Consider the following 11,999-nt stretch of genomic DNA (forward strand, 5'->3'; position numbering starts at 1 on the left):
GCCGACCGGGAGGTTCGGCCGGTCAGGCTCCGGCGCCGGTCATACGGCGACGGCGGGCGATGAACAGTCCGCCACCGAGCGCGGCGGCGGCGACCAGGCTGCCGCCGACAGCCATCTCGGTGGAGGTGGGAGCCAGCGAACCGCCGAGACCGCCCTGCGCACCACGGCCCGGGAGGACCCGGAACGGGGCAGTGACGACAGCCGAGTTGTCACTGCACTTGACGGCCAGGTTGTAGCTGCCGGGAGTGGCGTTGTTGTGGACACGGGCGATGGCGCTGGAGAGCCCGTTGGAGTTGACGGAGAGGTTGGTCTCCGGGAACGCGTTGGACGTGACCGTGCCGCCGTGGCCGCAACCCCTGGCGGTGATCGTGAGCGTCGACCCCGCGTGGACTTCGAACGGGTTGACCTGGACGTTGCTCGGCCCGTTGGTGGCCGCGGCGAGCGGGGCAGCGAGCCCGACCGCCGCGAACGCGGTGGCGGCCACCGCCAGAGTGCGTGCAGCACGCATGGTTGAACCTCCAGTGGAAAGACGCCCCAAAGCGGTGCTCCGGGAAATTCGACGAGTACGCCTTCCATGACGAACCATCACAAGTCGGGGCGAGCCGTGCACGTCGGCACTGGTCCACCCCGGTGAGGCGACACGCCCGGAAATGACCCCGCGCACGGGACGGAACCGCAGGTCACAGCGGTCCAGGGTGCTTATCTGACGAATACTCGGATGGTCCAGCCCCGCGTCACCCGGCTGTCCCCACGGGGACCCCCTCGGGTCCTCGGAGTGCGCCCGCGGCACCGTGCCAGACCGCTTCTCCGGCCTTCCTCCCGCGCCCCGGCACCCGTCCGGCGGCGGCCCCCACCCGTTCGCCGCGTCCGGGGCGACGGCCCACCCCGCCGCCCTTACCGTTCTGACGACGCCACGAAGGGAGAACCATGCCCCCGAAGGACTTCCGCGTCTTCGACCGCAGGAGACGCCAACCCTGGGGCGTCCTGGCCCTCGCCATGCTGTCCGGCCTCGCCATGATGCGCAACGGGGTCGACGTCGCCCTGGGACCGCCCCAACCCGCCGCGGCCGCCCGGCCCGTGGCGCGGCCGGTCGTCCCGCCGCCGGCGGAGGCGACCGCCGGCCTGGAGCCGCTGCCCTTCGCCCCGGCCTCGCGGATCAGGATCCCCGCGATCCGGGTCGCCGCCCCCGTCATGGACGTGGGCCTGGACGCGGACGGCTGGGTGGCGGCCCCGCCCCCGCAGGACGCCAACCTCGCCGGCTGGTACCAGAACGGCATCTCCCCCGGCCAGCGCGGCACTTCGGTCGTCGTCGGCCATGTCGACAACGCCCAGGGCCCGGCGGTCTTCTACGGCCTGGGATCGCTGGAGAAGGGTCAGCACATCGAGGTCGAGCGGTACGACGGCCGGGTCGCGGTCTTCGAGATCTACGGGGTCGAGGTCTACTCCAAGAACGACTTCCCCGGAGTGCAGGTCTACGCGGACACCGGACAGCCCGAGCTCCGGGTGATCACCTGCGGCGGCGGCTACACGCGGGCGGGCGGCTACGACGGGAACGTCGTCGTGTACGGCCGCCTGGTCGGCTCCCGCTGACGGTCGCGGTACGCGAAGGGCCCCGGCACTCCCAGGTGCCGGGGCCCTTCGCCTGCGCCCGGCCGGGCGCCGGGTCCCTCAGCGCCGGGGCACGGTGATGTGGTAGCCGGCGTCGAGGAGTTCGGGCAGATAGCGGCGGAGCGCGGCCACGCTCTGGGAGCGGTCGCCGCCCGCGTCGTGGGAGAGGACGACGACGCCGGGGGCTGCGCCGTCGAGCACGCGGCGGACGATCGTGCCCGTGCCCGGCTCCTTCCAGTCCAGGGTGTCGACGGTCCAGGCGAGCGGCTCCATGCCCAGCTCGGCGCCGATCTCGAAGGAGTGCCGGTTCCACGCGCCGTAGGGGGCGCGGTACCAGAGCGGCGCGGCGCCCAGCGTGCGCTCGACGACCTCGCTGGTGGAGCCCAGCTCGTCGCGGATCCGGGAGGGCCGGAGCTTGGGGATGAGGGGGTGGGACCACGAGTGGTTGCCGACGACGTGCCCGTCGTCGGCCATCTCCCGCAGCAGGTCCGGGTTCTCCACGGCCATCTCGCCGCAGACGAAGAACATCGCCCGGCACTCGTACCGGCGCAGCGTCTCCAGGATGCCCGGGGTGTAGCGGGGGTCGGGGCCGTCGTCGAAGGACAGCACCATCGAGCGGCCGACCCCGGACATGCTGAGGAAGGGCCGCTGCCGCACCGGCGGCACCGCGCGCCGGAAGGCCGGGGGCGCGTACGCGGTCATTGGCTGGAGCCGGTACGAGGACGGCCGCAGCCGGGCCGCCCGAGCGGCCTGCGGACCGGCGGCCGGCCCGGCTCCGGACCCCGCGCCGGGTGGGCCGTGGGGCGCCGGTGCGGCGCCCGGGGGCGGCTCGGGCGAGGCGAACCGGTCCGCCGCGAGGTATCCGACGGTGGCCGTGGCGCCGAGCGCGGCGGCGAGGCGCAGCACCGCCCGGCGCCCGTTGGGCATCTGATCCTTTTTCATGACCAATGGTTCGTCCGGGCGAGGGCCCACCCGGCTCATCGACACCGGCCCCCTGTCCGAAAACACCCGATGAGCCGATAGCCTCGCGGGGTGACCGCACAGCAGCCCACCCGGTTCGAACGGGGCACCGACGGCCCGAAGGTGATCATGGCCGGAGTCGACGGCTCCGACTCCTCCCTGCGCGCGGCGGCGTACGCGGCCGGGCTCGCCCGGCGGCAGAACGCCCTGCTCGCGCTCGTGTACGTGCAGCCGGTGTACCCGGCGGGCGCCGCGCTCGGCGCGCCCGTGTCGGGGACGACCGAGGAGATCGCCGAGGAACTGGTCGCGGAGATCCGCGCCTCGACGGAACGGGTGCGGGACCTCTGGCAGGTGCGCTGGGAGTTCCACACGTTCAAGGGCGACGCCTACGCGGGCCTGGTCCGGGCGGCGGAGGAGCTGACGGCGGACGCGGTGGTGGTGGGCGTCTCGGAGTCGGCGGGCCACCGCTTCGTCGGCTCGGTGGCCGTGCGTCTGGTGAAGGCGGGGCGCTGGCCGGTCACCGTCGTGCCGTGACCGGCCCGCGTACCGAAGGCCCTACTTCCCCATCGTCAGGCCGTCCTTCTCGGCGCCCCTGCCGAGCACGACCTGCCGGATCGTCTCGCGGATCGAGGCGTGGCGCGGGTCGCCGTCGCCCGCGGCGCCGAGGTTCACGACCCGACCCCGGCCGGTGTCGAACCACTGCGGGACGAACTCCGCCTTGGCGACCTCCCACCGCGCTCCCGGCGCCGCGGGCGGGGCGAAGGTGAAGCGGCCGATGGTGCCCTGGTTGCCCCGGGGGTCGAAGGAACCCTCGTGGTTGATCATGTCCCCGGCGATCTGGTCGCCCATCCCGTAGACGACCCAGGTGCCGTTGACCTTCTCGTACGCCTGCGGGACGTGGGCGTGGGTGCCGATGATCAGGTCGATGTCGGGGCGGCCGCCGCTCGTGGAGGCGGTGAGCGCCCGGCCGAGGGAGAGCTGCCGCTCGTCGGCGTCGGTCTGCCACTCCGTGCCCCAGTGGACGCTCACCACGACGACGTCGGCGCCGGCCGCGCGGGCGGCGCGCGCGTCGGCGATCACCGTCTGCTCGTCGAGGAGCCGGACCGCCCAGGGCTGCCCGTCGGGCAGGGGGTAGCCGTTGGTGTCGTAGGTGTAGGCGAGCTGGGCGACCGTGGCGCCGCCGGCCTTGAGCAGCGTGGGCTTCGCCGCCTCCTCGGCGGTACGGGCGGAGCCGGCGTGCCGGATCCCGGCCCTGTCCAGGGCGTCGAGGGTGCGGCGGAGGCCGGCGGCGCCGTCGTCGAGGGTGTGGTTGGAGGCGGTGGAACAGGAGTCGTACCCGGTGGCCTTGAGGGCGGCGGCGACCTCGGGCGGCGACTTGAAGGCGGGGTACCCGGTGTAGGGGCCGCCCTCCTCCCCGTACACGGTCTCCATGTGGCAGATGGCCAGGTCGGCGGGGGCGACGACGCTCTTGGCCCCGGAGAGCATGGGGCCGAAGTCGTAGCCGTCGCCGCCGGCGTCCTGGGCCGCGCGCCGGATGATCGAGTCGTGCGGGAGGACGTCACCGGAGGCGACGAGGGTGAATCCGGCGGGTGCGGAGGCGCCGCCCGGGGCGGCGGACGGCGGGGCGATCCGCCCGGTGGCGGGCTGCCCGGCCGAGGTCCCGGGGGCGGGGCTCGTGGCACCGCCCGAGCCGCCGCCCGGGGTACTGCCCACGGTGCATCCCGTGGCCGCCGCGAGGAGGAGGGCGGCGACCGTCACCGCCGCCGGTCTGGTGCGTGAGGTCATCTGCGGCACTCCGCTCAGCTCTTGCTATGAACACCTGTTCTGACGAATTGATCCCGCGGGAAAGCCGCAGTCAAGGGTCAAGGCCGCACAAGCACACGAACCCCGCTGAAACGGACGCAATAACTCCGCCTGACCGTTCGCCGTACCATTCGCCGCTCGGTGCGACCGTTCGTCGCAGACCGATGTCCCTTCCCTGTCCCTTGTCTTCCGGATGCGTTCGGATACCGCCGGGACGACGAGCCGAGGGAGAGGCGGGGAGCATGACGACGGCGACGACCGACGAACGGAACCTGGAGCAGCTGCAGCGGGACCACGGCCCCGCGCTGCTCTCGTTCCTGCTCGGGCTGACGTACGGGGACCGGCAGCGCGCCGAGGACCTCGCTCAGGAGACCCTCGTACGCGCCTGGCTCCACCCCGAGGCCTTCGAGGGCCCCTACGAGTCGATGCGGCCCTGGCTCTTCACCGTGGCCCGCCGACTGGCCATCGACGCCCGTCGCTCACGCCTCGCCCGGCCCGCCGAGATCGGCGACGGCGTGCTCGCGGTGACGCCCGACCCCGCCGACGCCACCGCCACCGCCGAGGCCGCCCTCGACGTACGGGCCGCCGTCCGCGAACTGAGCCCCGAGCACCGGGCGGTGCTCGTCCGGCTGTACTTCCACGGCCTGACCGTCAACGAGGCCGCCGTGGACCTCGGCATCCCCGCCGGGACCGTCAAGTCCCGCTCGCACTACGCCCTGCGGCAGCTCGGCCGGTCGCTGCCCGGCTACCGTCCGCACCGCGCGGGCGTTGCCCGGCCGCGCGCCGCGGCTTCACAATGACGCCGTGACGCAGACTCCCGCCGCCGTGGCGCTGACCACCGCCGCCGCCGAGAAGATCCTCGCCGACAACTTCGCCCCCTGGGTGCTCGACCTGGGGCTCTCGGTCGACTCCGTCGACGCCGCCGGGGCCGTGCTCCGGCTCCCCTGGTCCGACCGGCTCGCCCGGGAGGGCGGCGGGCTCTCCGGCCAGGCCCTGATGGCCGCGGCCGACACGGCGACGGTCATCGCGGTCGCCGCGGCCCGTGGCGGCTTCGTGCCGATGACCACCGTCCAGCAGTCGATCTCCTTCCAGCGGGCGGTCGTCGGCAGCGACGTCCTGGTGCGGGCCCGGCTGACCAAGACGGGCAAGCGGATGGCCTTCGCCGACATCACGATGACCGCCGACGGCACGGAGGAGACCGCCGCGCACGCCACCGCCGTGTACGCGCTGCTCGGCTGAACCGGCCACGGCTCCCCGCCGCTCCCGCCCCGCACGCCACACATGGCGACACTCGCCCCACCGGCACCGATCCGGCCGGGAAACGTATCCGAATCCACACCGGCGAGTTGAGCAAAGCGGGACCCGCGGGGGCCCTTCACGGTGGAGGCTCTCCCCCGGGCCCCCGACATCCGGGGCCCCGACATCCGGGTCCCGTCGTACGGGTCCCTGACGTACGCGTCCCCATGTCCGGGAGAAGAAGGTGGGAGCGTTGCTGCCCGAGAGCACGAACGGCACCGGCGGCACGAGCGGCGGCGGACTCGCCGTCCCGATGGCCTGGCTGTGCGCCGAGTACCTGGCCGACGAGGTACTGCGGGCCGCCGAGCTCGTGGCGCCCGGCTCACTGGAGTACCGGGCCGGCCTCCAGGCCCTGGCCCTCACCGTCCATCTGTCGGAGGACCCGCACCCCGCGCCGGTCGAGGCCCTGCTGCGCCGCACGGCCTACGACCGGCCCTGGCCGTCCTGGGTCGAGGAGCGGCTCGCCGCCCGCCTCGCGGCGGAGGGGGACGGCCCCGACCTGGCCCTCGCCCACACCGCCTGGCGCGGTCTGCGCGACACCTGGGTGCGCGCCGCCGACGTGGACGACCCGGCGGACGGCGATCCCGGGTCGCCGGTGGACGAGAAGGCCCAGGTCTGGCTGCCCGCCTGGAAGCTGGGCCTGCCGCTCGCCCACCTGTCGCTCTACCTACGCTGAACGGTGCACGCCCGGGCGGTACTTGGGGATGCGCACCGTCACCTTCATGCCCGCGCCGACGCCGGTCTCGATGACGAGACCGTGCTCCGCCCCGTACACCTGGCGCAGCCGCTCGTCCACATTGGACAGTCCGATGCCGGAGCCCGCCGGGTGCTCCCCGCGCAGGACGGCCCGCAGCAGCTCCGGGTCCATGCCGACGCCGTCGTCCTCGACGGTCACCACGGCCTCGGCGCCCGCGTCCCGGGCGGCGATCGTCACCCGGCAGCCCCGTTCCCGCTCCTGGAGACCGTGCTTGACGGCGTTCTCCACCAGGGGCTGGAGGCAGAGGAAGGGCAGGGTCACCGGCAGCACCTCGGGGGCGATCTGCAGCGTCACCTTCAGCCGCTTCCCGAAACGCGCCCCCGCCAGGGCCAAGTACTGCTCGATGGAACGCAGTTCGTCGGCCAGCTGGGCGAATTCGCCGTGCCGGCGGAAGGAGTACCGGGTGAAGTCGGCGAACTCCAGGAGGAGTTCCCTGGCCCGCTCGGGGTCCGTGCGGACGAACGAGGCGATGGCGGCGAGGGAGTTGAAGATGAAGTGCGGGGAGATCTGGGCCCGCAGGGCCCTGATCTCGGCCTCCACGATCCGGGTCCGCGAGCGGTCGAGCTCGGCCAGCTCCAGCTGGACGGAGACCCAGCGGGCCACCTCCGTCGCGGCCCGTACCAGGACCGCCGACTCCCGTGAGCCGTAGGCGACGAGCGCGCCGAGCACCCCGTCCTCGCCGGTGAGCGGGGCGATCACCGCCCAGCGCAGGGGGCACGCCGGGTCGTCGCAGCCGGTGTGCGCGGACCGGCTGCGGCCCGTGTCGAGGGTGTCGGCGGCCAGCGCGGGGACGTGCGCCCGGTGGTGGTCCCCGCCCGGCCCGTCCCAGGCGAGGACCGAGGCCCGGTCGGTGAGACAGAGCGCCTCGGTGCCGAGCAGCGAGCGGAGGGTGCTCGCCGCCTTGCGTGCGGTCTCCTCGGTGAGCCCGGCGCGCAGCGGCGGCGCGGCGAGCGAGGCGGTGTGCAGGGTGTGGAAGGTGGCCCGTTCGACGGGGGTGCCGAGGTCGGGGTCGGCGGTGCGGCCCCCGCGACGGGCGGCGAACCGGCCGAGCACGAAGCCCGCCGCGAGCAGCACGGCCCCGGCGGCGGCCGCGGCGGCGAGGGCGATGCCGGTCATCGGCGTACCTCCGGGGCAGGGTCGGTGCCGGTCATCGGCGTACCTCCGGGGCAGGGACGGTACCGGTCATCGGCGTACCTCCTGGGAGGGGACGGAGCCGGTGAACTCCTCCGGCAGGTGGAGGCGGGCGAGGAGTGCCGGGGTGCCGGGCGGGACCCGGCCCGGGGTGGCGAGCGAGACGAGGACCATCGTCAGGAAGCCGAGCGGAACCGACCAGACGGCCGGCCAGGCCATCAGGGTGTGGGGCCAGCCCTCGGGGGCGAGCCCGGCCCGGGTCGCCATCACGGCCGCGAGGGCCGAGCCGCCGCCGAGCAGGAGCCCGGCCATGGCGCCGGGCGGGGTGAGCCGCCGCCACCAGATGCCCAGGACGAGCAGCGGGCAGAAGGAGGAGGCGGAGACCGCGAAGGCGAGGCCGACGGCGTCGGCGACCGGCACCTTGGAGGCGACCACGCCGACGCCCAGCGGGACGGCGGTCGCCAGCAGGGTCGCGAGGCGGAAGTGGCGCACGCCCCGGGAGGGCAGCACGTCCTGGGTGAGGACACCGGCCACGGACATGGTGAGCCCGGAGGCGGTGGAGAGGAAGGCGGCGAAGGCCCCGCCCGCCAGGAGCGCGCCGAGGAGGTCGCCGGCGGATCCGCCGAGGATCCGCTCGGGCAGGACGAGCACGGCGGCGTCGGCGGATCCCGTGAGGGCGAGCTCGGGGGCGTAGATCCGCCCGAGGAATCCGTAGAGCGGCGGCAGCAGGTAGAAGGCGCCGACGAGGCCGAGCACGACGAGCGTGGTCCGGCGGGCCGCGCGGCCGTGCGGACTCGTGTAGAAGCGGACGGCGACGTGGGGCAGGCCCATGGTGCCGAGGAAGGTCGCCAGGATCAGCCCGTACGTGGCGTACAGCTGGTGTCCGTCGTGCCCCCCGGCCAGCGGCTGCGACCAGCCGAGGGGGTCGGTGCCGCTGGCGGCCCTCCCCCGGCCTTCGGCCGGGGGGACCCCCATCTCGCTTCGCTCGGGCAGCACCGCGCCGGGCGCGAAGGCGAGTTCGGTGGAGGCGAGGACGTGGTGGGTGCCGGGGGCGAGGGTGACGGTCCGGTGGTCGTACGGGACGCCGTCGACGCTGCCGGTGACGGTGAGGGTGATCGGGGCGTCGAGGCCGATCCGTACGGTGTCGGCGACCCGGACGACGGTGTGCTCGCGGAGGACGGCGGGGGCGTCGAAGCGGGCCCGGGGCGCGCCGTCCCCGTACCAGGCGGCGAGGAGGAAGAGGGCGGGGACGAGCAGGGCGGTGAGTTTCAGCCAGTACTGGAAGGCCTGGACGAAGGTGATGCTGCGCATGCCGCCGGCGGCGACGGTGCCGGTGACGACGAGGGCGACGAGCAGCCCGCCGACCCAGTCGGGGGCGCCGGTGAGGATCTCCAGGGTGAGCCCCGCGCCCTGGAGCTGCGGCAGCAGGTAGAGCCAGCCGATGCCGACGACGAAGAGGCTGGCGAGGCGGCGGGCCTGCGGGGATTCGAGGCGGGCCTCGGCGAAGTCGGAGAGGGTGTACGCGCCGGAGCGGCGCAGCGGGGCGGCGACGAGCACGAGCAGGACGAGGTATCCGGCGGTGTAGCCGACGGGGTACCAGAGCATCGCGGGGCCCTGGACGAGGACGAGTCCGGCGATGCCGAGGAAGGAGGCGGCGGAGAGGTACTCACCGCTGATGGCGGCGGCGTTGAGGCCGGGCCGGACGGTCCGGGAGGCGACGTAGAAGTCGGAAGTGGTGCGGGAGATCCGCAGGCCGAGGGCGCCGATCAGGACGGTCGCGAGGACGACGGCGGTGACGGCCGCGACGGCGTAGGTCTGGTTCACGCGGGGAGCTTCACCGTCCCGCTCAGCGTCCCGCTCACCGTTCCACTCGCCGTTCCGCTCACGGTTCCACTCACCGTTCGACGAGGCCGGTGAAGTCGCGCTCGTTGCGCTCGGCGCGGCGGACGTACCAGTGGGCTATGCCCCAGACGACGGGGTACACCCCGGCGCCGAGCGCCGCCCAGACCAGGGCCTCGGGCGCGGGCAGCGCGAGCAGCAGGGGCAGCGAGCCGACGAGCAGGGCGAGCGCGCCGAGGGCGGTGAGGGCGGCGCGCAGCTGGCTGCGCATCAGGGAGCGGACGTAGGTGTGCCCGAGGGTGGTCTGCTCGTCGATCTCGGAGCGGGCGGGCGCGTGCGCGGGCGGCCGCAGGGCGGGTCCCGGGACGGCGCCCCCGCCGTGGGCGGAGGCGTACGTGACGGTCTCGCGCCGGGGTCTGCGGGGCGGCGGCTGGTGCTCGGACATCGGCGTCCGCTCCGGCATCTCTCGGCGGCTGCCCGGTCGGGCAGGCGGGCCGTGGGGCCCGGGACGCGTGGAGTCTACGCAGCGCTCCCCGGCCACGACAGACCCCTGGGCGATCAGCCCCCGGCCCGGCGCATCAGCAGGTCACGCAGGTGGCGGGCGTGGCGGCGGCTGACGGCGAGGTCGGTGTCGCCGAGCCGTACCGAGGTGCTCCCGCCGTCGAGCCGGAGTTCGTCGATCCGGTCGAGGGCCACGAGATGGCTGCGGTGGATGCGGACGAATCCCCGGGCGGCCCACCGCTCTTCGAGGGTGGAGAGCGGGATGCGGACGAGGTGACTGCCGTGGTCGGTGTGGAGGCGGGCGTAGTCGCCGTGGGCCTCCACGTACGCGATGTCGTCGACGGCGACGAACCGGGTGACCCCGCCGAGTTCGACGGGGATCTGCTCGGGGGTGGCGGGTCCCGCCGCCGGTACGGCGGGGGCGGTGGCGTGGACCAGGTCGTGGACGCGGCGGACGGCCTCGGCGAGGCGTTCGCGGCGGACGGGCTTGAGGACGTAGTCGACGGCCTTGAGGTCGAAGGCCTGGAGGGCGAAGCCCTCGTGGGCGGTGACGAAGACGACGAGGGGCGGGCGGGCGAAGCCGGCGAGCAGCCGGGCCACGTCGAGTCCGGTGAGGCCGGGCATGTGGATGTCGAGGAAGACGACGTCGATGCCGTCGTCGCCGTCGGGCCCGGTCTCCAGGGCGCGGCCGATCCTGCGCAGGGCCGCGGTCGCGTCGCCCGCGCCTTCGGCGGTGCGGACGCGTGGGTCGGCGCGGAGCAGGTAGAGCAGCTCGCCGAGGGCGGGCTCCTCGTCGTCGACGGCCAGTACGCGCAGCATGCGCGGGAGTCTAGGGGAGGAGCGCGGGAGGCCGTCCGTGAGGAGCGCGGGAGGCCTTGTGCGAGGAGCACGAGAGGCCCTTCGCGAGGAGCGCGGGAGGCTATTTGAGGAGTTTCGACAGGCGGCGGTCGGCGAGCGGCTTGCCGCCGGTCTGGCAGGTGGGGCAGTACTGGAGGGAGGAGTCGCTGAAGGAGACCTCGCGGATGGTGTCCCCGCAGACGGGGCAGGGTTCGCCGGTCCGGCCGTGGACGCGCAGGCCGCTCTTCTTCTCGGCCTTGAGCTTGCCTGCGGCGAGGCCGTGGGAGCGTTCGACGGCCTCGCGGAGGGTGGTCCGCATCGCCGTCCAGAGGGCGGTGGTCTCCTCCGGGGTGAGGTTCCGGGTGGGCTTGAACGGCGACATCCTCGCCGCGTGGAGGATCTCGTCGCTGTAGGCGTTGCCGATGCCCGCGATGAGGCTCTGGTCGCGAAGGGCGCCCTTGATCTGCCGCTGTTCGCCCGCGAGGAGGGCGGCGAAGGCCTCGGGGCCGAAGTCCTCGGCGAGCGGGTCGGGGCCGAGCCGTGCGACGCCGGGCACGTCGGCCGGGTCGTGGACGAGGTGGACGGCGAGCCGTTTCGTGGTGCCGGCCTCGGTGAGGTCGAAGCCGTCGCCTCCGGTGAGGGCGGTACGCAGGGCCAGCGGGTTCCGGCCGGGCTTCGGCGGCCCGGAGGGCAGCGGGTCCTGCCAGCGGAGCCAGCCCGCGCGGGCCAGGTGGATCAGGAGGTGGAGCTCGCCCGCCGCGCCGGTGGTGGTGAGGTCGAGGAACTTCCCGTGCCGGCCGACCGCGGTGACCTCGGCGCCCTCGACGGCGGTGAGGGGAGGGTCGTACGTCTTGAGGACGCTGATCGCGACGGGCAGGACGCGGGCGATCTCCTTGCCCACCAGATGCGCGTCGAGGAACTCGCGGAGCGCTTCCACCTCGGGCAGTTCGGGCATGGCTCCACCCTGCCGCAGGGGCGGCGGGGCCGCGCGCCGGACACGTCTCGGACACCCCCTAGGGGGTGTCTTGTCGATCAGGCCGGATCAGGGAGCGGCGTCTGGTGCCGTGGATCGCAAGGCGGAGGAGGGAGTCATGGCGGAGCCATGGCGAGTGACGACAACGCGGCGAGGCGCGGTGCCAGGCGTCGCGAGCCCGGCCTGATCGGCAAGACACCCCCTAGGGCGTGTCCGCAATGTCGGTCGGTCGTTACTCCGTTCGTGGTGCGACGTCATGAACTGACTGATCAGGCCTGGGAAGTGATCGGGCCG

13 protein-coding genes are annotated in these 11,999 nt (G+C 74.2%); 5 read left to right on the forward strand and 8 right to left on the reverse strand.

From position 1 onward, the window contains the following. Positions 1-22: 22 nt before the first annotated feature. Entirely contained in the window at positions 23-508 is a 486-nt protein-coding gene (locus tag ACFC0G_RS08960; protein WP_376399478.1) for a hypothetical protein, read from the reverse strand. A gap of 419 nt (positions 509-927) precedes the next feature. Here ACFC0G_RS08960 and ACFC0G_RS08965 point away from each other — a divergent pair, with 419 nt between their 5' ends. Beyond that, on the forward strand, positions 928-1,590 hold the full coding sequence (locus ACFC0G_RS08965) for a class F sortase (protein WP_376399481.1): 663 nt from the start codon (positions 928-930) through the stop codon (positions 1,588-1,590). A 78-nt stretch (positions 1,591-1,668) separates the two neighbouring features. Here the strand turns inward: ACFC0G_RS08965 and ACFC0G_RS08970 are convergent, their stop codons facing one another. Then, positions 1,669-2,550 (reverse strand): polysaccharide deacetylase family protein, encoded by an 882-nt coding sequence (locus ACFC0G_RS08970; protein WP_376399484.1) that lies wholly within the window; start codon positions 2,548-2,550, stop codon positions 1,669-1,671. A gap of 90 nt (positions 2,551-2,640) precedes the next feature. On the opposite strand from ACFC0G_RS08970, the gene ACFC0G_RS08975 reads away from it, so the two are divergent. Further along, entirely contained in the window at positions 2,641-3,102 is a 462-nt protein-coding gene (locus ACFC0G_RS08975; protein ID WP_376399487.1) for a universal stress protein, read from the forward strand. A gap of 21 nt (positions 3,103-3,123) precedes the next feature. On the opposite strand, the gene ACFC0G_RS08980 is transcribed toward ACFC0G_RS08975, so the two are convergent. After that, entirely contained in the window at positions 3,124-4,353 is a 1,230-nt protein-coding gene (locus ACFC0G_RS08980; RefSeq protein WP_376399490.1) for a CapA family protein, read from the reverse strand. Between the two features lie 260 nt (positions 4,354-4,613). Here ACFC0G_RS08980 and ACFC0G_RS08985 point away from each other — a divergent pair, with 260 nt between their 5' ends. The 3 genes from ACFC0G_RS08985 (at position 4,614) to ACFC0G_RS08995 (ending at position 6,343) form a co-directional block, all read left to right on the forward strand. Continuing rightward, positions 4,614-5,171: a sigma-70 family RNA polymerase sigma factor gene (locus ACFC0G_RS08985; RefSeq protein ID WP_376399493.1), complete on the forward strand. Its 558-nt coding sequence runs from the start codon at positions 4,614-4,616 to the stop codon at positions 5,169-5,171. Positions 5,172-5,196: 25 nt separating this feature from the next. After that, positions 5,197-5,610 carry a PaaI family thioesterase gene (locus tag ACFC0G_RS08990; protein ID WP_376399545.1) on the forward strand — a complete coding sequence of 138 codons (414 nt, stop codon included), beginning with the start codon at positions 5,197-5,199 and terminating at the stop codon, positions 5,608-5,610. A 250-nt stretch (positions 5,611-5,860) separates the two neighbouring features. After that, on the forward strand, positions 5,861-6,343 hold the full coding sequence (locus ACFC0G_RS08995) for a hypothetical protein (RefSeq protein ID WP_376399495.1): 483 nt from the start codon (positions 5,861-5,863) through the stop codon (positions 6,341-6,343). Here ACFC0G_RS08995 and ACFC0G_RS09000 read toward each other — a convergent pair. From ACFC0G_RS09000 to ACFC0G_RS09020, 5 genes are all read right to left on the reverse strand, one after another. Next, the gene (locus tag ACFC0G_RS09000) at positions 6,335-7,540 is read right to left on the reverse strand and encodes a sensor histidine kinase (protein ID WP_376399498.1); all 1,206 of its coding nucleotides are present in this window, start codon (positions 7,538-7,540) and stop codon (positions 6,335-6,337) included. The genes ACFC0G_RS08995 and ACFC0G_RS09000 overlap by 9 nt on opposite strands. A gap of 66 nt (positions 7,541-7,606) precedes the next feature. After that, on the reverse strand, positions 7,607-9,379 hold the full coding sequence (locus tag ACFC0G_RS09005) for a cation acetate symporter (RefSeq protein WP_376399501.1): 1,773 nt from the start codon (positions 9,377-9,379) through the stop codon (positions 7,607-7,609). Between the two features lie 70 nt (positions 9,380-9,449). Beyond that, positions 9,450-9,839, reverse strand: coding sequence for a hypothetical protein (locus ACFC0G_RS09010; RefSeq protein ID WP_376399504.1), 390 nt, complete (start codon positions 9,837-9,839; stop codon positions 9,450-9,452). A gap of 113 nt (positions 9,840-9,952) precedes the next feature. After that, positions 9,953-10,714, reverse strand: a complete 762-nt coding sequence (locus tag ACFC0G_RS09015) for a LytR/AlgR family response regulator transcription factor (RefSeq protein ID WP_376399507.1) — start codon at positions 10,712-10,714, stop codon at positions 9,953-9,955. Positions 10,715-10,814: 100 nt separating this feature from the next. Then, positions 10,815-11,687, reverse strand: a complete 873-nt coding sequence (locus ACFC0G_RS09020) for an Fpg/Nei family DNA glycosylase (protein WP_376399510.1) — start codon at positions 11,685-11,687, stop codon at positions 10,815-10,817. Between the last annotated feature and the right edge of the window lie 312 nt (positions 11,688-11,999).

The organism is Streptomyces sp. NPDC056169, assembly GCF_042268445.1.
GTDB lineage: Bacteria > Actinomycetota > Actinomycetes > Streptomycetales > Streptomycetaceae > Streptomyces.